Below are 21,690 nucleotides of genomic sequence, written 5' to 3'. Positions count from 1 at the left end.
GCGAGCAGCGACGCTCGCGGTCAGCAGACGTCGAGCGGATGCCGCGCCGCGGCCGCCGCCGCGGCTCAGCGCTTGTAGTTGGGCGCCTCGACGACGATCTGGACGTCGTGCGGGTGGGACTCCTTGAGCCCGGCGGACGTGATGCGGACGAACTTGCCGCGCGCCTTCAGTTCCTCGACCGTGCGGGCGCCGACGTAGAACATCGACTGACGCAGGCCGCCGACGAGCTGGTACGCGACGGCCGACACGGGTCCGCGGTACGCGACCTGACCCTCGATGCCCTCGGGGATCAGCTTGTCGTCGCTGGGCACGTCGGCCTGGAAGTAGCGATCCTTCGAGTACGAGGTCTTCTTGCCGCGGGTCTGCAGCGCGCCGAGGGAACCCATCCCGCGGTAGAGCTTGAACTGCTTGCCGCCCTGGAAGACAACCTCACCCGGGGACTCGTCGGTTCCGGCGAGGAGCGATCCGAGCATGACGGTGTCGGCACCGGCGACGAGCGCCTTGGCGATGTCGCCGGAGTACTGCAGTCCGCCGTCGGCGATGATCGGCACGCCCGCCTCGCGGGCGGCGAGCGATGCCTCGTAGATCGCGGTGACCTGCGGCACGCCGACGCCGGCGACGACGCGCGTCGTGCAGATCGAGCCGGGACCGACGCCGACCTTCACGGCATCCACACCCGCGTCGATGAGCGCCTGGGCGCCCTCGCGGGTCGCGACGTTGCCGCCGATGACGTCGATGTGGGCGAACGACTCGTCGGCCTTGATGCGGCGGACCATGTCGATGACACCGGCCGACTGCCCGTTCGCGGTGTCGACGACGATCACGTCGACGCCGGCGTCACGGAGGGCTTCGGCACGCTCCCATGCGTCGCCGAAGAAGCCGATGGCCGCACCGACGCGCAGGCGGCCCTGATCGTCCTTCGTCGCGAGCGGGTACTTCTCGCTCTTGTCGAAGTCCTTGATCGTGATGAGACCGGCGAGCTTTCCGTCCTCGTCGAGGAGCGGCAGCTTCTCGACGCGGTGGTGGGCGAAGAGGGCGATGACGTCGTTCGCGCCGATGCCGACGGGAGCGGTGATGAGCCCCTCGCTCGTCATGACGTCGCGGACCTTGGTGGTCTGGCGCTCGAAGCCCGAGACGAAGCGCATGTCACGGTTGGTGACGATGCCGACGAGCTTTCCGTCGGCGTCGACGACGGGAAGGCCCGAGATGCGGTACTGGCCGCAGAGGGTGTCGACCTCTTCGATGGTCGCGTCGGGGGTCGTGGTGATCGGGTCGGTGATCATCCCCGACTCGCTGCGCTTGACCCGGTCGACCATGGCGGCCTGGTCGGCGATGGAGAGGTTGCGGTGGATGATGCCGATGCCGCCTTCGCGGGCGATCGCGATCGCGAGGCGCGACTCGGTGACGGTGTCCATCGCGGCGGAGAGAAGAGGAGTCGCGACGGTGATCCGGCGCGTGACCCGGGAGGAGGTGTCGGCTTCCGACGGGATGACGTCGGTGTGGCCGGGCAGCAGCAGGACGTCGTCGTACGTCAGTCCTACGAATCCGAACGGGTCGTTGTGCTCCATGTGCTCTCCTGCGTCGCGGCGGCCGTGGTTTCTCTGGTCGTCCAGGGGTGTACGAATTCTAAGGCGCGGGAGGGTCCATTCATTCCGGATGCCGCGACCCGGCATCCGTGGGACCGATGCCATATCGATACCGAATCGCCCGAATCGGCCGCGCGTCGATGGTTGCGACAGGGAAACACACCGGCAACAATCGCTGGATACGGTCGTGTGGCGCCGCGGGCACCCGTACCTCAGCGCGCTGACCATGCTTCAACCAGGAGGTGTCGGTGACGACCACCCGCTCTTCGCGCGCCCACAAACGCTGGCGACGCGCGTTCATGGCATTGCTCGCCGGAGTGTTCTCCGGTGTGATGCTGCTCGGCCTCGCGAACCCCGCGGTCGCCCAGACCGAAGAAGACCTGCCATTCACGGTCAACGTCAACGTCCGCACCGGCGGTGAGGGCGTCGAAGGCGTCACCGTCGCGGTGTCGGGTCGTGGCTTCGAAGGCGAGGGCCAGACCGACGAGAACGGTCGTGTGGCGCTCGGCGTGCCCGACAAGGACGGGGCATGGACGGTGACCGTCGATGCGGAATCGCTCCCGGAAGGAACCGAAGCCCCCGAGGGCTTCGAGTTCTCCCGCGACGTGACGTTCGGTGCCGGCAGCTCGGTCGCCGCGAACTTCACGCTCGAGGCGGCCGAACGCGCGACGACGTCGTTCTGGGACCAGTTCGCCTCTCGTGCCGTGAACGGCCTCAACTTCGGTCTCATGCTCGCGCTAGCCGCGATCGGCGCCTCGCTCGTGTTCGGCACGACGGGGCTGTCGAACTTCGCGCACGGTGAGATGGTGACCTTCGGCGCGCTGGCGGCATTCCTGTTCGCTGTGGGCCTCGACCTCCCGATCTGGGTGGCGATCCCCTTGGCGGTGGTCGTCTCGGCGATGTTCGGCTTCGGAATGGATGCCGGATTGTGGCGCCCCTTGCGGCGCAAGGGTCTCGGCACCGTCCAGCTGATGATCGTCTCGATCGGCCTCTCGCTGGCGCTGCGCTACATCTTCCAGATGTTCATCGGCGGTGGCACGGAGAACCTGCCGGGAGCAGCGACCTCGACGATCCCCGGGCTCGGCCCGATCCGCCTGTCGATCACCGACGTGGTGAGCATGGGCGTCTCGATCGTCGTGATCATCGCGTTCGCGTGGTGGCTGATGCGCACCCGCATCGGACGGGCGACCCGCGCCGTGTCGGACAACCCGTCGCTGGCGGCCGCCAGCGGCATCGACGTCGACGCGGTGGTCCGCATCGTCTGGATCATGGCGGCGGCCCTCGCCGGCCTGTCCGGCGTGCTGTGGGCCTACTTCCGCCCCGGCATCAAGTGGGACATGGGAACGAGCATCCTGCTGCTGATCTTCGCCGCGATCACCCTCGGCGGCCTGGGCACGGCGTTCGGCGCCCTGCTCGGCTCGATCATCGTCGGTCTGCTCGTCGAGGTCTCCACGCTGTGGATCCCCTCGGACCTCAAGTACGTCGGCGCCCTGGTCGTGCTGATCGTGATCCTTCTGTTCCGTCCGCAGGGCCTCCTGGGACGCCGAGAGCGAATCGGATAGCGGCTGATGAACATCCTGCAGATCCTCAACAACACGGCGGCGCAGATCCTGTCGCCGACCACGCTCGGCTTCGTGCTCGCGGCGATCGGTCTCTCGGTGCACTTCGGTTTCGCCGGCCTTCTGAACATGGGTGTCGCCGGCTTCATGGCCATCGGCGCCTACGGCTTCGCGATCTCGACGCTCACGTTCGCCCTCCCCTGGCCGGTCGCGGTCCTCGTCGGCCTGGTCGGCGCGGTGCTGTTCTCCATCGTCATGGGCATCCCGACCCTGCGCCTGCGCGGCGACTACCTCGCGATCGTCACGATCGCGGCCGCGGAGGTCGTGCGTCTGCTGTTCCTGACCTCGACGTTCCGAGAGACCACCGGCTCCGCCGACGGCCTCTCGGGCTTCCAGGCCGGTTTCCGCGCAAGCAACCCGCTCCCTCCGGGACGGTACGGCTGGGGTCCCTGGACCTACCAGTCCGACCAGTGGTGGGTCATCATCATCGGCATCATCACGATCGCGATCGTCGTGCTCTTCGTGTGGCTGCTCATGAGCAGCCCGTGGGGGCGCGTGATCCGCGGCATCCGTGAAGACGAGGATGCCGTGCGCTCGCTCGGCAAGAACGTGTTCGCCTTCAAGATGCAGGCGCTCATCGTCGGTGGCGTGATCATCGCCGCCGGTGGCATCGTGACCGCGATGGGCACGAACGTGAACCCGAACGTGTACGTCACCTCGCAGACGTTCTACGTGTGGACGGCGCTGCTGCTCGGCGGCGCGGCGACCATCTTCGGCCCCGTGCTCGGCGCGGTGCTGTTCTGGGTGGTGCGCGCGTTCCTGTCCAACCTGCTCCCGGCGCTCGTGAAGATCGGCTGGCTGCCCTTCCTCACCGCAGAGCAGAGCCAGATGCTCGTGTTCGTCCTCGTGGGCGTCGCGCTGATGCTGCTGGTGATCTTCCGCCCGCAGGGCATCCTCGGCAACAAGAAGGAGCTGACCTTTGTCCGCTGACGTTGCACCCCCCACTCCGCGCCCGAAGTCGACGGGACTCCACAAGGGCGAGATCCGCCCCGGTGTGGAGAAGGTCGACCCGATCATCGTCGCCGACGGTGTGAAGCGCGTGTTCGGCGGCCTCACCGCCGTCGACGTCGACCACCTCGAGATCCCGCGGAACGCCATCACGGCGCTCATCGGGCCCAACGGTGCCGGCAAGACGACGCTGTTCAATCTGCTCACCGGCTTCGACAAGCCGAACGAGGGCGACTGGTCGTTCGACGGCCAGAACCTGGCCGGCATCCCCGCGTTCAAGACGGCCCGCATGGGTCAGGTGCGCACGTTCCAGCTGACGAAGTCGCTGGGTCTGCTCACGGTGCTCGAGAACATGAAGCTCGGTGCGCCCGGTCAGGGCGGCGAGACGATCTGGCGCGGCATCCTCCCCTTCCTCTGGAAGCGGCAGGAAGCGCAGATCGAGGAAAAGGCCCGCGGCCTGCTCGAGCGGTTCAAGCTCGACGCCAAGGAGAAGGACTTCGCCGCTTCGCTCTCGGGCGGTCAGCGCAAGCTCCTCGAGATGGCGCGTGCGCTGATGAGCGACCCGACGCTGGTGATGCTCGACGAGCCGATGGCCGGTGTCAACCCGGCCCTGACGCAGTCGCTGCTCGACCACATCCTCGACCTGAAGGACCTCGGCATGACGGTGCTCTTCGTCGAGCACGACATGCACATGGTCCGCCACATCGCGGACTGGGTCGTCGTGATGGCCGAGGGCAAGGTCGTCGCCGAGGGTCCGCCCGACACGGTGATGAAGGAGCAGGCCGTGATCGACGCCTACCTCGGCGCGCACCAGGACGTCGACCTCGGCGTCGTGACCGGCCGCTACGAGGGCGAGCTGACCGCCGAGGGCGAAGGGCTCGCGGCGCAGGCGCACGAGCTGCAGGAGGCCGTCGAAGCGGATGCCGCGACGCCGGCCTCCGACGAGACATCGGCGCCCGAGGTGCCGGCGTCCGACGCCTCGCAGCCTGGGATCGCGACGGACGCCGCCGCGCCCGTGAGCCGTCGGAGCGCAGCGGCCGAGCGCGCGGCGGCATCCGCCCCGGCGGAGCCGACGGACGCGCCCGACAGCACCCACAGCACGGAGGAGAACAAGTGAGCGACACCGCCGCCGCACCCGCAGGCAGCACTGCCACCGCGCCGGTGCAGAACGTCGTCGAACTGCGTGACGTGCACGCCGGGTACCTGCCGGGGGTGAACATCCTCAACGGCGCGAACCTCACCGCCGCCAAGGGCGAGCTGATCGGCATCATCGGGCCCAACGGCGCCGGCAAGTCGACGATGCTGAAGGCGATCTTCGGGCAGGTGAAGATTCGCTCGGGCGCCGTCGTGCTCAACGGCGACGACATCACCGGGCTCCGCGCCAACAAGCTCGTGCAGAAGGGCGTGGGGTTCGTCCCGCAGACGAACAACGTGTTCCCGAGCCTGTCGATCGCCGAGAACCTGCAGATGGGCGCCTACCAGCGTCCGAAGGTGGTCGAGGAGCGCGTCGAGTTCGTGACGTCGATCTTCCCCGACCTCGCCAAGCGCCTGCAGCAGCGTGCCGGATCGCTGTCGGGCGGTGAGCGCCAGATGGTGGCGATGGGTCGCGCGCTCATGATGGACCCGCACGTGCTGCTGCTCGACGAGCCCTCCGCCGGCCTCTCGCCGTCGCGCCAGGACGAGGCGTTCCTGCGCGTTTCGGAGATCAACAAGGCCGGCGTGACGACGATCATGGTCGAGCAGAACGCGCGGCGCTGCCTGCAGATCTGCGACCGCGGCTACGTCCTCGACCAGGGACGCGACGCGTACACCGGCACCGGCCGCGAGCTGCTGAACGACCCGAAGGTCATCGGGCTGTACCTCGGCACGCTCGGCACCTGAGATTGCACACGACGAAGCCCCCGGCCGTGTGGCCGGGGGCTTCGTCGTGTGTGGGGTGTGGGGCTCGGGTGGTGCTGGCGGGGCTTCAGGGTGCTGGCGCTGCCGCCGCTGGCGGGGCTTCAGGTGGCAGGACACGCCGTTACGTGGCATCCGTAGCGACAAAAGCTGCCACCTGAACGCGACTGCGCCGTACGCCTGCCCCGTTCAGGCGGCAGGCTCTGCTGGCGCTCCAGGTGGCAGGACACCCCGCTTCGTGGCAACCGTAGCGACAAGAACTGCCACCTGAACGCGAGCGCGCCTCACGCCCTCCCGGTTCAGGTGGCCCGACACGCCGCTACGTGGCATCCGTAGCGACGAGAACTGCCCCCTGAGCGCGATGAGCGCCTTCTCCCCCGACGCGCATTGGCACGGACTGTCCCCTTCGGTGCAGCGCCTGGTCAGCGGATGTCGCAGAGCGCGGATCATGAGCGGATGCCGCGCTCCCCTGCCCCGCTCCCGCCTGGGCTCTGCCCGCCGTTCGCGTGCGCCGACGCGCTCGACGCCGGCGTGCGGCCGCGTCGCCTCCGCGCGGATGACCTCACGGCGCCGTTCCGGGGGATGCGCGCACCGGCGTCGGCAGCATGCGCGCCACCGGACAGTGCGTACCCGCTCGACGACGCCCGCCGCACGGAGGCGTGGCGTCGCGCTCGCCAGTACGCGTGCGTGATCGAGCCGCACGCGTTCTTCTGCGGCGCGACCGCGGCGGCGCTGTGGGGGCACCCGATCCGCGACCTGCGCGACCTGGACGTGGCGGTTCACGCACCGGCGCGCGCGCCTCGCCGGCGCGGCATCCGCGGTCGGAAGGCTCTCCCTGCACTCGCCGACGTCGTCGCCCTCGACGGACTCCCCGTGACGACACCGGCGACCACGTGGGCGATGCTCGGCGGCGAGCTCGACATTCGACAACTCGTCCGCCTCGGCGACGCGTTCGTTCGCATCCCTCGGGACAGCCACGGCCACCCCCGGCCGGACGCGCAGCTGACGACCATCGAGGCGCTCGTCCGAGCTGCGGATGCCGGCAGGCGCGCGGGCGCACCGAAGCTTCGTGCCGCGCTCGCAGCGATCCGAGTCGGCGCGATGTCGCCCCTTGAGACCGACCTGCGGCTGGCGCTGGTCGATGCACACCTCCCCGAGCCCGAGCTCGATGTCGAGATCCGAGACAGCCGCGGTCGCCTCGTCGCGATCGCGGACTGCGCCTATCCCGAGCGACGGATCGTCATCGAGGCCGAGGGCGATCATCACCGGACGGATGCCGCGCAGTGGGCGCGCGACATCGAGCGCGCGGCCGCCCTGACAGCGCTGGGGTGGGACGTCGTGCGGGCCACATCGGCGCACGTCCGGGGGCGGGATCGCCGCGTCGTGCGGATGGTGCGCGCTGCGCTCGCGCGACGCGCCTGAGGTCCACGCGCCCCGCTCAGGTGGCGGGACACGCCGCTACGCGGCATCCACAGCGACAAGAACTGCCACCTGAAGGAAAGGGCTGCCCCTGGCGCAGAGGTGCCACCTCAAGCCCAGGGGATGCCACGACGCCGAGCACAACCCGCCACACACCACAGCGGCCCCGGTCCGAAGACCGGGGCCGCTGCGTCGACCCTGAGGCTGGATCAGCCCACGTTCAGGAAGTCGTACGTGTTCTCCGCGTTGTACTGGAAGACACCGATGGAGGCTTCCGTGGGGTCGCCCACCTCGTTGAAGGTGACCGGACCCGAGACGCCGTCGTAGTCGGCGACGTCTCCGGCGTTGATGATGTCGGCGCACTCGGCAAAGGTGGTGCACTTCGTGCCCTCACCCGAACCGCCCGACACCTGCTGGAGGTGCGCTGCCACATCCGGGCCCTCGGCCGAGCCGGCCTCGAGGGCGGCCAGAGCGAGGAGGATGACGGCGTCGTACGACTCCGGCGCGTAGGTGAAGTCGGCGAGCTCGGCGTCACCGGACTCGACCACGAACGCGTTCAGGTCTTCGCGGAAGGCGGCGATGCTGTCGGGGTCGACCGCGGGGTAGGTTCCCTTGGCGCCTTCGAGCGTTCCGGCTTCGAACTCGTCACCGAAGTTGGCGAGGTTGCCGTCCACGAAGTACAGGCTCTCCGCCGGAACCTCGGCCGAGATCAGCTCGGGGATGATCGTCTTGACCTCTTCGAACGTGATCAGGGCGATCGCGTCGGGGTCGGCGGCCAGAACGTCCTCGACCTGAGCCGAGAAGTTCGTGTCACCGGTGTTGTAGAGGGATGCCGCGACGACCTCGCCACCGGCGGCCTCGAAGGCCGTCTTGGTGAAGCAGGCCAGGCCCGTGCCGTACGAGTCGTTCAGCACGATCATGCCGAGCGTCTCGGCGCCGTCACCGGCGATCAGGTTGCCGAGGACCTCACCCTGCAGGGTGTCGGAGGGGGCGGTGCGCCAGTAGAGGCCGTTGTCCTCGTAGCCGGTGAAGGCTGCGGAGGTGTTGGCCGGCGAGAACTGGATCGCGTTGGCGGCGATGACCTGGTCGATGAACTGCAGCGACGTGCCCGACGAGGCGGCGCCGATGATGGCCGTCGCGCCCTCGCCCAGCAGACGCGGGATCTCGGTCTCGTAGGCCTTGTTGTCGGTGTCGCCCGAGTCGCCCTGGACGAGGTTGATCGTGACGCCCTTGTTGGCCTCGTTGACCTCGGCGGCCGCGAACTCGGTGCCCGCGATCTCGGGCGGGCCGAGGAAGGCGAGGTTACCGGTGACGGGCAGCGCCGTTCCGATCGTGTACTCGAGGTCGGTGGCGGGACCCTCGGAGGTCGAGTTGAGCTCGGGGGTGTACGACGCCGGTTCTGCCTCGTTGCAGTCGACCGGGAACTCGAAGCCCGACGACTCCCCTTCGGGAGCATCCGAACCTTCCGGCGTGCTGGTGTTGCCGGCACAGCCGGCGAGGACGAGCGCGCTTGCTCCGACCAGGGCGATGCCGCCCATGACCTTCGCGGCGCGCGTACGGGAGAGAACGCTCATTGTGCTCCTTGCTGTGGTGACACGGGTCGGATCGGGACCGGCCCGGTGTTGAACAACCTAGCGGGCGGCTCGTCTCGTGAATGTTGCCGTTCGTTAACGATGTGTAACGACATGGGCGCGCTCCCACTGGGCGTCTCCGAATCCGCGAGAAGTCGCGGATTCCGGGCGGCTCGCCGCGCCAGATGACGAGATCTCACCGGCGTGTCGTGCGCGGAGTTCAGACGGGGTCGGAGACGCCTGCGGCCAGCGCGCTCCGCTGACGGCGCGAGTGGACGACCGAGTCGACGGTGAAGATCGCGATCGCCGTCCACACGAGGGCGAAGCCCGCCCAACGTTCGGCGGGCATCGGCTCGCCGAGGATGAGCACGCCCGTGAGGAACTGCATGATCGGGGCGATGAACTGGAGGATGCCGACGACGGTCAGCGTCGTCCGTCGCGCACCGGCCGCGAAGAACAGCAGCGGGACGCCGGTGATGACACCTGCGAGCAGCAGCAGGAAGGTGTGCCCGCCACTGACCTGGCCCATCGTGAGTCCCGTGGTCGTGGCGACGACGATCAGCTGGATGATGGCGATGGGGATCAGCCACAGCGATTCGAGGGTGAGCCCACTGAGTGCGTCGACCGCGGGGCCGATCTTCTTCTTGACGAGACCGTAGGTCGCGAAGCTCGCGGCGAGCGTCAGTGCGATCCACGGCACGGTGCCGACGGCGACGATGATCACGACGACCGCGGCAGCGGCGATGCCGATGGCGACCCACTGCGCGATGCGGAGACGCTCGTGGAGGACGATCACGCCGAGCAGGACGGTCGCGATGGGGTTGATGAAGTAGCCGAGGCTCGTCTCGACGACGTGCCCGGTGAGCGTTCCGATGAGGAATGCCTGCCAGTTCACGTAGATGAGGACGCCGGCCACGACGGTCCAGATCACGAGGCGGCGGTTGCGCAGCAGCGCGAGAAGGCGTCCCCAGGTGCGCGTCACCGCGAGGAGCACGGCGCAGAAGACCAGCGCGAGCAGGATCCGCCATGCGACGACCTCCCACGGGCTCGTCGGCGCGAGGGTGACGAAGTAGATGGGCATGAAGCCCCACAGCAGGTAGGCCGCGAGAACGTAGATGCCACCGAGGGACTGTTCGCGGGCTGCCTGATCGGGTGTCACGGGAAAAAGCCTACGACGGTCGTGACATGAGCGGATGCCACGGCGGAGGCGGCTTCCTGCCGTTCACCGTCGGGATCCCGCCACGCCGGAGGCGAGCACCTGCCGGGAACAGCAGAAGGGCCCGGGTGCCAGTGGCATCCGGGCCCTTCGAAAGGGTGCTGTGCGTCAGCGGACGACGACCGCCAGGACGTCGCGAGCCGACAGGACGAGGAACTCGTCACCGCCGAACTTGACCTCGGTGCCGCCGTACTTGCTGTACAGGACGCGGTCGCCGACGGCGACGTCGAGCGGAACGCGGTTGCCGTTGTCGTCGATGCGGCCGGGGCCGACGGCCACGACCTCGCCCTCCTGGGGCTTCTCCTTGGCGGTGTCGGGGATGACCAGGCCACTCGCGGTGGTCTGCTCGGCCTCGACCTGCTTGATGACGATGCGGTCCTCGAGCGGCTTGATGGAAACCGACACGGTCTACCTCTTTCTAGCTGGTGGGGTCTGGGAAGACTCAATCAGCACTCCCTTACCGAGAGTGCTAATGGCAAGTCTAGGGGGCGGTTGGCACTCACGCAACGCGAGTGCCAACCGTCGTCGCGTTCGTTTCGGTCTGTGACCGGCCGCCTAGGCTGGCGGGATGGAACAGGCCGAGCTGACCGCCCTGCTCACCGCGCAGGGACTGCGCATGGTCGACGAGATCGGACCCCTGGCAACGACCGGCGAGGTTGCCGCCGCGGTGTCGCGGCTGCGCGGCGCGGGGCACTCCCCAGACCTGGTGGCGGCTGTCGTCGGGCAGGCCCACCTCCGTACGCGCGCCGCCGCGAAGTTCGGCCCGTTCGCCGACCGGATGCTGTTCACCCGGGCAGGTCTCGAGCAGGCGACGCGCCTGGAGATCGCGGCGCGCCACGCGGCGCGCTTCCGCGATGCGGGACTGACTCGCGTGGCCGACCTCGGGTGCGGCATCGGCGGCGACGCCCTCGGCTTCGCCGGCATCGGCCTCGACGTCGTGGCGGTCGACGCCGATGAGACGACGGCGGCTCTCGCGGCGTACAACCTGGCGCCGTTCGGCGAGGCCGCGACCGTGCGCCACGGCCTCGCCGAGGATGTCGACCTTGCGGGCGTCGACGCCGTGTGGCTCGACCCGGCTCGTCGCACTGCGGGGCACTCCGAGACCTCGCGCACCCGCCCCGAGGACTGGTCGCCGTCGCTGGACTGGGTGTTCGATCTCGCGGCACGGATGCCGGTGGGCGTGAAGCTCGGCCCGGGCCTGGACCGCGGGTTGATCCCCGACGACGTCGAGGCGCAGTGGATCAGCGTGGACGGATCGACGATCGAGCTCGTGCTGTGGTCGGGCGCGCTGCGCCGCGACGGTGTGCGCCGCTCGGCGCTCGTGGTCCGGACCGGCGCGGCTCACGAGATCACCGCGGCATCCGACGCCGACGACGAACCGGTGCGGGAGCTGGGGGCGTTCGTCCACGAGCCGGAGGGCGCCGTGATCCGCGCCCGCCTCATCGGCGATGTGGCCCGCGAGCTGCAGGCGGGCATGCTCGGCGAGGGAATCGCCTACCTCACGTCGGATGCCGCGCTGACGAGCCCGTTCGTGCAGTCGTTCCGCGTCCGCGAGGCGATGCCGCTGAAGGTGCCGACGATCAACGCGGCGCTGCGATGGAACGGCATCGGGACGCTCGAGATCAAGAAGCGCGGCGTCGACGTGGATCCCGCGCAGTTCCGCCGCAAGCTGACGCTCAAGGGCGACGCGTCCGCGACCCTCATCCTCACCCGCGTGGGCGAGGGCAAGGCGGCGCAGCGGCTGGCGCTGCTGGTCGATCGGGTCTGAACCGCGCGGCATCCGCTCTCAGGCGAAGAGCGCGCCCTGACTGTGCGCCCACCACAGCCACCCCGCGCTGAAGACGAGCGACGCCACGCTCAGCGCCAACGCCCAGACGGCGGTCTCGCGGCTTTCCCAGGGGCGGCGGAGCGCAAGGATCGCGAGCACGAGGCCGATCAGGCCGACGGGGAATCCCCATCCGACGAAGAACGACAGGGTGAGGCCGAGGATGCCGAAGAGCAGCCCCCAGCCGGCGCTGCGCGGCAGGGTGGGCGGCGGGTGGATCCAGTGCACCTGCGGGTCGGACGCCTCCGCCGGATCGGGGTGCACCTCGAGGGGCGGCGCCACCGGGAGCGGCTGCGTCATCTCGCGCTGGAAGCCGCCGCGGTGCTCGCCCGGGAGGGCGGCCGTCACAGGCGCGCGGGCGACGTCATCCGACGGCGGTTCGATCGCGGCGGGCACGATCGTGCGACCGGATGCCGCGCCCGGGACGGCCGCGGGGTGCTCGCTCCGGGTCGCGGCGGTGGAGTCGGCGTCGGTCGCCGACGCCTCGCCGCTGCCCGCCATCTCGCGCTCGCTCATCGCGCGGCCGCGACCTGGATCTCGGTGACGGGGAGCGTCGAGTCGGCGCCGAAGGCGAGGGTCGACGCGGGTCGCCCGGTGCGGACGAGCTCCGCGGCGAGCGCGGCGATCATCGCGCCGTTGTCGGTGCAGAGGGACAGCGGCGGGATGCGCACGGCGACGCCTGCTGCCTCGGCACGCTGGAGCGCCACCTCACGCAGCCGGCGGTTGGCGATGACGCCGCCGCCGAGGAGCAGGCGGGGAACGCCGTGGCGGGCACACGCATCGAGGGCCTTGGTGACGAGCACGTCGACGACGGCTTCGCGGAAGGATGCCGCGACGTCGGACACCGAGACGGGCTCGCCCGCGGCCTCGCGCTGCTCCACCCATCGCGCGACGGCGGTCTTCAGCCCCGAGAACGAGAAGTCGTAGCGGTGCTCGGCCATGTCGGAGGCCCGGGACAGGCCGCGTGGGAACCGGATCGCGGTCGGGTCGCCGTCGGCGGCCGCTTTGTCGATCTCGGGACCGCCCGGGTAGGGCAGCCCGAGGATACGGGCGATCTTGTCGAACGCCTCCCCCGCGGCGTCGTCCATCGTCTCGCCGAGGAGCTCAACGTCGGACACGAGGTCGCGCACGAGCAGCAGCGAGGTGTGTCCGCCGCTGACGAGGAGTGCGACCGTCGGGTATTCGACCTCGTCACCGGTGAGGATGTCGGCGGCGATGTGGCCGACGAGGTGGTTGACGGCGTAGAGGGGCTTGTCGAGGCTGACGGCGAGGGCTTTCGCGGCGCCCACTCCCACCATCAGCGCACCCGCGAGACCGGGACCGCTGGTGACCGCGACGGCGTCGAGGTCGGCGAGGGAGACCTCCGCTTCGGCGAGCGCCGCTTTGATCGCCGGCTGGAGTGCTTCGAGGTGCGCGCGGGCGGCGACTTCGGGCACGACGCCGCCGTAGCGGGCGTGCTCGTCCATCGAGCTGGCGATCGTGTTACTGAGGAGGGTGCGGCCGCGGACGATGCCGATGCCCGTCTCGTCGCAGCTGGTCTCGATGCCGAGAACGAGGGGTTCGCGAGTGGATGCCACGTCAGCACCATCCCTTCGCGGCGGACCCGGCGTCCGCGCCGGCGCTCGCACCGCTGTGAGCTCCGCCGACGCCGTGCGCGTCGGCCCAGGCGGCGAGGTCGAGCTTCATGACGATCGCGTCGACGTCGTCGGGCTGGTAGTACCGGGGGCGGCGACCGATCTGGGCGAATCCCTCCGAGGCGTAGAGCGCCGTCGCGTTGGGGTTGTCGTCGCGCACCTCGAGGAAGACGGACCGGGCGCCCCGACTGCGAGCGGTCGCGAGCAGCTCGCGCAGGAGCGCGCGTCCGCGGCCCCGACCACGCGCCTCGGCGGCGACGGCGATCGTCTGGATGTCGGCGTCGGGCGCGCCGGCGACCGCCCGTACGCCACCGTAGCCGAGCAGGCGCCCGGCCTCGGCGTCGACGACGTAGCGCCCGTGGGGCGAGGCGATCTCGTCGCGCAGCATCGGCTCGCTCCACGCGTCGGTGGGGAACGTCTCGCGCTCGAGCCGCATGATCGCGGCCAGGTCGTCGGGTGCGGCGGTGCGCAGGGTCATGATCCGACCTTCTTGCGGGGAGCGGGCGGCGTGACGTCGGGTGCACGCAGGTAGAGCGGCTCGTCGAGCTGGGCGACACGATCCGCGGCGAGCGAGCGCGCTGCGACGAGCGCGACCATCGCCGCCGGGATGACGGTCACGTCGCGGCGCTCCGCGGCGAAGCCCGCGAGGGTCTGATCGATCTCGTCGCGTTTCACGAGGGCAGGGCCGGCGACACGGACCGGCAGACCGTCGTCGTCGACGCCCTCGTAGACGGTGTAGGCGAACTCCCGGCGGCGCGCGTCGGTGACGACGGCGAAGCGGGGCAGGTCGGCGAACGGATCGGCCAGCATCGCGGCGAGCGCGGCCGCGTCGTGGCTGGCGACGGGGACGACGGGGATGCCGCGGCCCAGGGCGAACGCGCGCGCGGCGGCGATGCCGACTCGAAGCCCTGTGAACGGGCCCGGGCCCATGCCTGCGGCGACCGCCGTGAGGGCGACCGGCTGTGGCGCCGAGGTCTGGCCGATGGGGCCGCGCGCGGCATCCGTCAGCACCGTCTGCAGCAGCGAGCCGATGATCTCGGCGTGACCGAGGGGATCAGAGCTCGCCGCCTCGGCGTGCACCGCACCGTCGGCGTCGGCGATCGCGACCGCGGTGCCGAGGGAGGTGTCGATGCCGAGAATCACATCGTCCAGGGTATCGGGCACGGATGCCGCCGGCTCAGCACCCCACCGGGCCTATGCCAGCAGGGGTCAGGGGCGGCGGCTGACCGTGACGACGCGCGGGTCGTCGTCCTCGAGATCGACGGTGTCGGCGACGCCGCGTTCTATCTCGATCTCCCACCACGAGTCGAGGAGCCCGTCGACCATGTCGCGCCCCCACTCGACGATCGTGACGGAGCGGTCGAGGTCGAGCCCCAGGTCGTCGAGTTCGGCGGGCGAACCGAGCCGGTAGGCGTCGACGTGCACGAGGGGCGGCCCGTCGACCTCGGACGGATGGGTGCGCGCGATCACGAACGTCGGGCTCTGCACCGGTCCTCGCACAGCGAGCCCTGCGCCGATCCCCCGGGTGAGGGTGGTCTTGCCGGCGCCGAGCGGTCCCGTGAGGACGACGAGATCGCCGGCGCGGAGCGCTCCGCCGAGGTCGCGGCCGAGCTGCTCCATTTCGCTCGCCGTGGCGATCTCGCGACGACCTTCGAAGGCGGCGATCCCGCTCACGAGCGCGTCTCCCGCCGCGGGACGCGCGGGCCGATTCGGGTGACGATCTCGTAGTTGATGGTGCCGGCGGCATCCGCCCACTCCCCGGCCGACGGCGCGCCCCGTTCGGGGTCGCCGAACAGAACCGCCTCGTCGCCGACGTCGACCTGAGCGTCGCCGACGTCGACGACGAACTGGTCCATCGCGATGCGCCCGGCGACCCGGTACGTGCGTCCGCCGATGCGCACGGGGCCGCCGGCGGAGGCAGCGCGCGGCACGCCGTCGGCGTAGCCGATGGAGATGAGGGCGAGTGTCGACTCCGATGCGGTGCGGTGCAGGTAGCCGTAGGAGACGCCCTGCCCCGCCGGCACCCGGCGGACCGCGGCCACCGCGGCCCGTAGCGTCATCGCGGGACGGAGTCCGAGGTCGGCCGAGGAGCGATCGGCGAAAGGCGAGAGCCCGTAGATCGCGATGCCGAGGCGGACGCAGTTCAGCCGCGCGTCGGGCATGTCGATCGCGGCATGCGACGCCGCGATGTGGCGGAGCCGGGGCCGCAGACCCGTGGCTTCTGCTCCCGCCTGGGCCACCGTGAAGCGGGACAGCGCCGCGCGGTCCTCGGCGGGCGAGGTGTTCGAGAGGTGGCTGAACATGCCGATGACCTCGATGACGCCCTGTGCCTCGAACCGGGCGGCCTCGGCGAAGACGGTGCCGTAGTCGGCGGGGGCGATGCCATTGCGACCGAGACCTGTCTCGACCTTGAGGTGGACGCGGACCGGGCGATCGGCCGTGCCCGCCGCAGCCGCGGCCCGGAGCTGCTGGAGACTCGAGATGCCGAGCTCGACGCCGGCGGCCGCCGCCTCGACGAACGATTCTCCCGGCGCGTGCAGCCAGGCCAGGAGCGGAGCATCGATGCCGGCGACCCGGAGCGCGAGCGCCTCGCCGATGTCGGCGACGGCGATGCGGTCGGCTCCACCGGCAAGGGCCGCGCGCGCCGAGCGCTCGGCGCCGTGACCGTATCCGTCGGCTTTGACGACGGCGATCACCTCGGTGCCGGTCATGGCGCGGAGGTGGCGGACGTTGTGCTCGATCGCCGAGACGTCGATGACCGCCTCACGGGCGAGTCCGTCGGGCATCCGGGTCATGCGAGGGCTCCCGGTGCGGCGGAGGCCGGGATGGACTCGGCGATCACGTACGCGGTCGCGAGCCCGGCGTCGTGGGAGAGGGAGAGGTGCAGGGCGGTGATGCCGCGTTCAGCGACCGTGGTCGCCGTCTCACCCGACAGCGCGAAGATCGGGCGTCCCGACGCTTCCGCACCGATCTCGATGTCGGTCCAGTGCACGCCGTCCGACCCGCCGAGGGCCTTGATGAGCGCTTCCTTCGCGGCGTAGCGCGCGGCCATCGAGTGCGGCTTGAGCGCCTGTTCAGCGGTGGTGAACAGGCGCCCGAGGAGCTTCGGCGTGCGGGCGATCGAGGCCTCGAAACGCGGGATGTCGACGAGGTCGACACCGATACCCACGATCATCGCGCCTCCGTTCCGCCGCGTCTGGCGGCATCCCTTCAGCCTATCGCCGTGCCCCGGGGCGCAGCCTGCAGGCGGCCATCAGCCGACGGCGAGCCGCACGACGCGTTCGACGGCGGCGAGGCTCGGCAGAAGCTCCGCGGCCGATCGGGCGTAGGTCTCCCGTGAGCGCCCGTACGGGTCGACGACGTCGTCGTCGACGGGATTGGCGGGGGGCAGCACGAGCCCGCGCTGACCGGCGATGACGGCGAGCGCGCCGCGCAGCCGCTCCCGCGGGTCGGCACCGGTGGCGCCTGCCCGGACCGCGTCGTCGGACGTCGCGGCGGCCAGTCGCTCGAACTCGCGCGCGGTGAAGGTGGCGCGCAGCTTGCCCGGGGCGAGTTCGACGATGGCGCGCCGGTGATCGCGGTCCATGGCGAGGATGAGGTCGGGGTCCATCAGCAGCGCTTCGGTGAGGTACCGGGCGCGGTGCGCGTTCGAGGTGTCGCCCAGCACGCCGGCGGCGAGGGCCAGTTCGGCGGCTTCGGGTGGCATCCGATCGCCGTTCCGGGCACGCGTGCCGGCGCTGGTCGCTTCGACGCCGATGTCGGCGAGTCGCGACGCGAGCACCTGCGCGGCCAGCGGTGAGCGGCAGATGTTTCCGGTGCAGACCGTGAGGATCTGGATCACGAGGGTCCTTCCGAGTCGGATGCCGGGACTCCCCAGGCGGCAGCTCGACGTGGTGCGGGCGGGCACCGGGTACCGTAGGCCCCGTGCAGGAACAGCTTAGCGACGGCCCGGACGCGCCCGACTCCTCGTCTGCCGCTCCCGCGACCGCGGTGGTGCCTGCGCCGACCCCGGATGATGCGTCCCCGCGTCGCCGACGCCGGTCCCGTCGCACCGACTGGCGCCTCGGCGGGACCGCCGTTCGCCGGTGGGACGGCATCGTGTTGGCGATCGCGCTCATGGGCGTGGGGGTTGGAGTCTTTGCGAGCACGCTCATCTCGGCGACGTGGCAGTCGCCGTGGTCGGGTCTGGTCTCGCAGATCGTGCTGTGGGTGGGGATGACCTTCCCGATCGCGTACGCCTTCCGCCGCGGCCGCCCCGCGGGGTTGCTGGCCTTCCGTCCCGTCGACGTCCTCTACGCGGTCACGCTCGGCGTGTTTCTGCGCATCCTGCAGGGGTGGATCACGGATGCCGGGTCGCAGCCGATCCCTTCGATCGCCACGCTCGACGGGTCGCTGTCTCCGACCTGGCTGCTCACCGATGCCGTGCCGGCGGGGCTCATCGCGCCGACGGTGGAGGAGTTCTTCTTCCGCGGCGTCATCCTCGTCGCCGTGTACTCGATGCTGCGGCGGCCCGCGGGGTCGTTCGCGGCGGGGCTGGCGGCGGTGCTGGTTTCGACGGCGACCTTCGTTCTGCTGCATGCCGTGGACGGCTCGCTGCCGCTGAACGAGGCCCTCCCGCTCGGCGCGGTCGGGCTCACCTGCGCGCTGCTCGTGATGCTGACCGGCCGCATCTGGGGCGCGGTCCTGGTGCACGTCGTCTACAACGCGACGATGCTCGCGCTCGTCGCCGCCGGCACCCTCCTGCGCTGACCGTCCCCCGCCTGGCCTTCCGCTGCGGACCCGCCTGTCGGCGACCGCGCGCGCCGCGCCCGTGTGTCGCTACCATGGCGAAAAGGGCTGACGGGGGGTCAGATGTCCGGCACGGCGGGGGACACGTGGGCGGCGGTGTTCGCCGCGCTTCCGGCCGTCCCCGTGCCGTGGATCGCCGCCGGAGCCGTGACAGTGTTCGCGGCCGGCCTTATCGTGGGGGTGGTGCTGCAGCGCCGGTCGCCCGACCGGCACGCTGCGGGCACCGCTGAGCTCCTTCCCGCCTCACCCGACGTGGCGGACGGCGATCCCGTCAGCACGGATGCCGCCACCACCGAGCCCGGTTCCGACGATGCACCGACGCCGGAACCTCGCCCCGCCGAAGTCCCGACTGTCGGCACCGATGCTCCGCCCTCACCCGAAGAGGTCGACACGATGACATCGCCGCGCGCCGAGTTCGCCGAGCCAGACGATTCCACCCCCGCACACACGCCGGACGACCGGGTGTCCCACGAGGACGCGTCTCTGCTGTGGCCCGATGCGCACCTGCTCGCCGAGCCACCCCCCGACTACACGCCGCTCGAGATCCCCGCCATCTGGGAACCCGACCCGTCCGCGCCGATCTGGGCGCAGCAGCCGCAGGACTTCGACCCGGCGCAGGAGGGACCTCCGTGGCATCCGCCCGTCAATGCCGCCGGTGAGCCCGTCGCGCCGCGTCAGCCTGCCGCGCCGCAACGCCGTCTCGCGGCGCCACCGCATCCCGCCGCACCGCAGTATCGTGGCGCGCCACCGCGGCAGCGGCCACCGCAGCATCAACAGCCGCCACAGCAGCCCCCGGCGACGCCGTACGGTGTTCCCACTCCGCAGCAGCCGCACCTTCCTCCGCAGCATCCCGCCGGCGGGCCGCCGGCCGGTTACGTGATCTCCGTCCCCGAGCTCGGTTCGACGACCGGCAACTCTCCGACGGGCAACATCCCCACGGGCCGACGCCCGCAGGGTCCGGTTGCGCCGCGGAGCTTCCGCGACCTGCGGACCGGTCCGCTCGAGGGTCGCGAGTTCGCGACCATGCGCGAGTTCGCGGTCGCTGCGGTGCTCGAGGCCGGGTACGCGGAGGCCGACGTCGCCCGCTTGTTCCGCTTCGCGCCCTGGCAGCTGCGCGCCTGGGTCGAAGAGGCCCGCGGGCCGCGCCGCGGCCCCGCTCGCTGACGGCGAGCCGCCGCCCACGGCATGGAGTCGACCGCGCACGCGCGACCGATCGCGCCTATTCGACGGTGACCGACTTGGCGAGGTTGCGCGGCTGGTCGACGTCGAGGCCCTTCGCGGTGGCGAGGCCCATCGCGAAGATGTGCAGCGGCACGACGGCCAGGAGCGGCTCGAAGAGGGGCCCGGCGAGCGGGATGCGCAGCACCTCGTCGGCGAAGGGCAGCACGGCCGCGTCGCCCTCTTCGGCGACCGCGATGACGCGGGCGCCGCGGGCGCGGATCTCCTGGATGTTCGAGACGACCTTCTTGTGCAGCTCCCCCGAACCACGCGGCGACGGCACGATCACGAAGACCGCCTGTCCCGGCTCGACCAGGGCGATCGGGCCGTGCTTGAGCTCGCCGGCGGCGAAGCCCTCGGCGTGGATGTAGGAGATCTCCTTGAGCTTGAGCGCACCCTCGAGTGCGATCGGGTAGCCGACGTGGCGGCCGAGGAAGAGCACGGACTGGGTGTCGCCCATCCACCGCGCGAACTGCTCGATGTGCGGCTGTTCCTTCTCGAGCACACGCGAGATCTTCGCGGGCACGGCCTCGAGCTCGCGCACCGCTTCTGCTGACGCGGCGTCGGTGAGCACCCCGCGGATGCGTCCGACGTGCAGGGCCAGCAGGTAGAGCGCGGTGATCTGCGCGACGAACGCCTTCGTCGAGGCCACGGCGACCTCGGGTCCGGCGTGCGTGTAGACGATCGCGTCGGACTCGCGCGGGATCGTCGCACCCTGGGTGTTGCAGATCGAGAGCGTCTTGGCGCCCTTCTCGCGGGCGTACTTGACGGCCATGAGCGTGTCCATGGTCTCGCCCGACTGCGAGATCGAGACGACGAGGGTGTCGGGGCCGATCACGGGGTCGCGGTAGCGGAACTCGTGAGCCAGCTCGACGTCGACGGGAACGCGCGTCCACTGCTCGAGCGCGTACTTGCCGACCATTCCGGCGTAGGCGGCGGTGCCGCAGGCGATCACGATGATGCGGTTGACCCCGGCGAACAGGTCGTCGAGACCGTCGAGCTCGGGGATCGTGACGGCGCCGTCGTGCAGGCGTCCGCGGAGCGTGTTGGCGACGGCTTCGGGCTCCTCTGAGACCTCCTTGGCCATGAACGACGACCAGCCGCCCTTCTCTGCCGCCGCGGCATCCCAGACGACCTCGAACGGCTCGACCTCGACGGTCTCACCGGCGAAGTTCGTGACCTCGACGCCGCCGGGGGTGATCGCGACGATCTCGTCCTGGCCGATCGCGAGGGCGTTTCGGGTGTGCTCGACGAACGCGGCGACGTCGGAGCCGAGGAAGTTCTCACCCTCGCCGAGCCCGATCACCAAGGGCGAGTTGCGACGTGCGCCGACGACGAGACCGGGCTGGTCGCGGTGCATCGCGAGGAGCGTGAAGGCGCCCTCGAGGCGGGAGACGACGGCACGGAAGGCGGTGGTCAGGTCGCGGGATGCCGCGTATTCGCGGCCCAGCAGGACGGCGGCGACCTCGGTGTCGGTCTCGCTGCGGAAGGTGTACCCCTCGGCGAGGAGCTCGTCCTTCAGTTCGGCGAAGTTCTCGATGATGCCGTTGTGGATGACGGCGAGCTTGTCGTCGTCGGCGAGGTGGGGGTGGGCGTTCTCGTCGGTGGGTCCGCCGTGGGTGGCCCAGCGGGTGTGGCCGATGCCGGTGGTGCCGTCGGCGAGGGGGGATGCCGCGAGGTCGTCACGCAGCACCTGGAGCTTGCCGGCACGCTTGCGCATGCCGAGGGCGCCGTCACCGTCGATGACGGCGACGCCGGCGGAGTCGTATCCGCGGTACTCGAGGCGGGCGAGGCCCGAGAGGAGGATGGCCTGGCTGTCGCGAGGCCCCACGTATCCGACGATTCCACACATGGGGTCAATGCTAGGTCCGGCCGGCTGGGACTCCGCCCCGCGGCCGCGCGCCGGGCGCGTCGGGGGCTCTCCCAGGTGCGTCGTGTATCCAAGAGGACTGCCTACGCACCCAGGGAGC

General features: G+C 70.7%; 21 protein-coding genes. 8 read left to right on the top strand and 13 right to left on the bottom strand.

The genetic code is table 11. From position 1 onward, the window contains the following. Nucleotides 1-65: 65 nt before the first annotated feature. Nucleotides 66-1,568: an IMP dehydrogenase gene (gene guaB / locus BKA24_RS04470; protein WP_184215566.1), complete on the bottom strand. Its 1,503-nt coding sequence runs from the start codon at nt 1,566-1,568 to the stop codon at nt 66-68. Between the two features lie 266 nt (nt 1,569-1,834). On the opposite strand from guaB, the gene BKA24_RS04465 reads away from it, so the two are divergent. The 5 genes from BKA24_RS04465 (at nt 1,835) to BKA24_RS04445 (ending at nt 7,471) form a co-directional block, all read left to right on the top strand. After that, a complete protein-coding gene (locus BKA24_RS04465) occupies nt 1,835-3,148 on the top strand; it encodes a branched-chain amino acid ABC transporter permease (protein WP_343065930.1) in 1,314 nt (437 codons plus the stop codon). A gap of 6 nt (nt 3,149-3,154) precedes the next feature. Further along, a complete protein-coding gene (locus tag BKA24_RS04460) occupies nt 3,155-4,135 on the top strand; it encodes a branched-chain amino acid ABC transporter permease (protein WP_184215564.1) in 981 nt (326 codons plus the stop codon). Then, complete coding sequence (locus BKA24_RS04455) at nt 4,125-5,270, top strand: ABC transporter ATP-binding protein (RefSeq protein WP_246367016.1); 1,146 nt, start codon at nt 4,125-4,127, stop codon at nt 5,268-5,270. The genes BKA24_RS04460 and BKA24_RS04455 overlap by 11 nt, the downstream gene beginning before the upstream one ends. After that, entirely contained in the window at nt 5,267-6,034 is a 768-nt protein-coding gene (locus tag BKA24_RS04450) for an ATP-binding cassette domain-containing protein (protein WP_184215562.1), read from the top strand. Before BKA24_RS04455 ends, BKA24_RS04450 begins: the two co-directional genes overlap by 4 nt. Nucleotides 6,035-6,505: 471 nt before the next feature. Continuing rightward, the gene (locus BKA24_RS04445) at nt 6,506-7,471 is read left to right on the top strand and encodes a DUF559 domain-containing protein (RefSeq protein ID WP_184215560.1); all 966 of its coding nucleotides are present in this window, start codon (nt 6,506-6,508) and stop codon (nt 7,469-7,471) included. A gap of 206 nt (nt 7,472-7,677) precedes the next feature. On the opposite strand, the gene BKA24_RS04440 is transcribed toward BKA24_RS04445, so the two are convergent. From BKA24_RS04440 to groES, 3 genes are all read right to left on the bottom strand, one after another. Beyond that, on the bottom strand, nt 7,678-9,042 hold the full coding sequence (locus BKA24_RS04440; protein ID WP_184215558.1) for an ABC transporter substrate-binding protein: 1,365 nt from the start codon (nt 9,040-9,042) through the stop codon (nt 7,678-7,680). Between the two features lie 217 nt (nt 9,043-9,259). Continuing rightward, nucleotides 9,260-10,198, bottom strand: a complete 939-nt coding sequence (rarD, locus tag BKA24_RS04435) for an EamA family transporter RarD (protein WP_184215556.1) — start codon at nt 10,196-10,198, stop codon at nt 9,260-9,262. A 165-nt stretch (nt 10,199-10,363) separates the two neighbouring features. Continuing rightward, nucleotides 10,364-10,660: a co-chaperone GroES gene (gene groES / locus BKA24_RS04430; protein ID WP_184215554.1), complete on the bottom strand. Its 297-nt coding sequence runs from the start codon at nt 10,658-10,660 to the stop codon at nt 10,364-10,366. A 163-nt stretch (nt 10,661-10,823) separates the two neighbouring features. Between groES and BKA24_RS04425 the strand changes: the two genes are divergently transcribed. After that, complete coding sequence (locus BKA24_RS04425) at nt 10,824-12,023, top strand: THUMP-like domain-containing protein (protein ID WP_184215552.1); 1,200 nt, start codon at nt 10,824-10,826, stop codon at nt 12,021-12,023. Between the two features lie 18 nt (nt 12,024-12,041). Here BKA24_RS04425 and BKA24_RS04420 read toward each other — a convergent pair whose 3' ends face one another. The 8 genes from BKA24_RS04420 to BKA24_RS04385 all read right to left on the bottom strand — a co-directional run bounded on the left by BKA24_RS04420 (nt 12,042) and on the right by BKA24_RS04385 (nt 17,621). After that, the gene (locus tag BKA24_RS04420; RefSeq protein ID WP_246367014.1) at nt 12,042-12,596 is read right to left on the bottom strand and encodes a hypothetical protein; all 555 of its coding nucleotides are present in this window, start codon (nt 12,594-12,596) and stop codon (nt 12,042-12,044) included. Beyond that, the gene (gene tsaD, locus BKA24_RS04415) at nt 12,593-13,657 is read right to left on the bottom strand and encodes a tRNA (adenosine(37)-N6)-threonylcarbamoyltransferase complex transferase subunit TsaD (RefSeq protein ID WP_184215550.1); all 1,065 of its coding nucleotides are present in this window, start codon (nt 13,655-13,657) and stop codon (nt 12,593-12,595) included. The genes BKA24_RS04420 and tsaD overlap by 4 nt, the downstream gene beginning before the upstream one ends. Before the next feature lies 1 nt (nt 13,658). Further along, complete coding sequence (gene rimI, locus BKA24_RS15545; protein WP_184215548.1) at nt 13,659-14,192, bottom strand: ribosomal protein S18-alanine N-acetyltransferase; 534 nt, start codon at nt 14,190-14,192, stop codon at nt 13,659-13,661. Next, nucleotides 14,189-14,857, bottom strand: a complete 669-nt coding sequence (tsaB, locus tag BKA24_RS04405) for a tRNA (adenosine(37)-N6)-threonylcarbamoyltransferase complex dimerization subunit type 1 TsaB (protein ID WP_184220415.1) — start codon at nt 14,855-14,857, stop codon at nt 14,189-14,191. Before tsaB ends, rimI begins: the two co-directional genes overlap by 4 nt. A 66-nt stretch (nt 14,858-14,923) precedes the next feature. After that, the gene (gene tsaE / locus BKA24_RS04400) at nt 14,924-15,388 is read right to left on the bottom strand and encodes a tRNA (adenosine(37)-N6)-threonylcarbamoyltransferase complex ATPase subunit type 1 TsaE (protein ID WP_343065928.1); all 465 of its coding nucleotides are present in this window, start codon (nt 15,386-15,388) and stop codon (nt 14,924-14,926) included. Then, complete coding sequence (gene alr, locus BKA24_RS04395) at nt 15,385-16,509, bottom strand: alanine racemase (RefSeq protein WP_184215546.1); 1,125 nt, start codon at nt 16,507-16,509, stop codon at nt 15,385-15,387. Before alr ends, tsaE begins: the two co-directional genes overlap by 4 nt. Next, nucleotides 16,506-16,889, bottom strand: a complete 384-nt coding sequence (locus BKA24_RS04390) for a holo-ACP synthase (protein WP_184215544.1) — start codon at nt 16,887-16,889, stop codon at nt 16,506-16,508. Before BKA24_RS04390 ends, alr begins: the two co-directional genes overlap by 4 nt. Before the next feature lie 78 nt (nt 16,890-16,967). Beyond that, nucleotides 16,968-17,621: an arsenate reductase/protein-tyrosine-phosphatase family protein gene (locus tag BKA24_RS04385; RefSeq protein ID WP_343065927.1), complete on the bottom strand. Its 654-nt coding sequence runs from the start codon at nt 17,619-17,621 to the stop codon at nt 16,968-16,970. A 17-nt stretch (nt 17,622-17,638) separates the two neighbouring features. On the opposite strand from BKA24_RS04385, the gene BKA24_RS04380 reads away from it, so the two are divergent. After that, nucleotides 17,639-18,463, top strand: coding sequence for a CPBP family glutamic-type intramembrane protease (locus BKA24_RS04380; RefSeq protein WP_184215541.1), 825 nt, complete (start codon nt 17,639-17,641; stop codon nt 18,461-18,463). A 102-nt stretch (nt 18,464-18,565) separates the two neighbouring features. Next, entirely contained in the window at nt 18,566-19,666 is a 1,101-nt protein-coding gene (locus tag BKA24_RS15540; protein ID WP_184220909.1) for a hypothetical protein, read from the top strand. 55 nt (nt 19,667-19,721) lie between these two features. On the opposite strand, the gene glmS is transcribed toward BKA24_RS15540, so the two are convergent. After that, a complete protein-coding gene (gene glmS, locus BKA24_RS04370) occupies nt 19,722-21,572 on the bottom strand; it encodes a glutamine--fructose-6-phosphate transaminase (isomerizing) (RefSeq protein WP_184215539.1) in 1,851 nt (616 codons plus the stop codon). Nucleotides 21,573-21,690 lie beyond the last annotated feature (118 nt).

Origin of the sequence: Microbacterium marinum, from assembly GCF_014204835.1 — a bacterium.
GTDB classification, from domain to species: Bacteria; Actinomycetota; Actinomycetes; order Actinomycetales; family Microbacteriaceae; genus Microbacterium; species Microbacterium marinum.
Note: the sequence above shows the minus strand (reverse complement) of the source record. Positions and strands in the feature narration are given on the sequence as shown.

Coding starts and splice junctions, on each gene's coding strand:
- guaB (WP_184215566.1), bottom strand. CDS start 1,568: ATGGAGCACAACGACCCGTTCGGATTCGTAGGACTGACGTACGACGAC.
- BKA24_RS04460 (WP_184215564.1), top strand. CDS start 3,155: ATGAACATCCTGCAGATCCTCAACAACACGGCGGCGCAGATCCTGTCG.
- BKA24_RS04445 (WP_184215560.1), top strand. CDS start 6,506: ATGCCGCGCTCCCCTGCCCCGCTCCCGCCTGGGCTCTGCCCGCCGTTC.
- BKA24_RS04440 (WP_184215558.1), bottom strand. CDS start 9,042: ATGAGCGTTCTCTCCCGTACGCGCGCCGCGAAGGTCATGGGCGGCATC.
- BKA24_RS04425 (WP_184215552.1), top strand. CDS start 10,824: ATGGAACAGGCCGAGCTGACCGCCCTGCTCACCGCGCAGGGACTGCGC.
- BKA24_RS04420 (WP_246367014.1), bottom strand. CDS start 12,596: ATGAGCGAGCGCGAGATGGCGGGCAGCGGCGAGGCGTCGGCGACCGAC.
- rimI (WP_184215548.1), bottom strand. CDS start 14,192: ATGACCCTGCGCACCGCCGCACCCGACGACCTGGCCGCGATCATGCGG.
- alr (WP_184215546.1), bottom strand. CDS start 16,509: ATGACCCGGATGCCCGACGGACTCGCCCGTGAGGCGGTCATCGACGTC.
- BKA24_RS04390 (WP_184215544.1), bottom strand. CDS start 16,889: ATGATCGTGGGTATCGGTGTCGACCTCGTCGACATCCCGCGTTTCGAG.
- BKA24_RS15540 (WP_184220909.1), top strand. CDS start 18,566: ATGTCCGGCACGGCGGGGGACACGTGGGCGGCGGTGTTCGCCGCGCTT.
- glmS (WP_184215539.1), bottom strand. CDS start 21,572: ATGTGTGGAATCGTCGGATACGTGGGGCCTCGCGACAGCCAGGCCATC.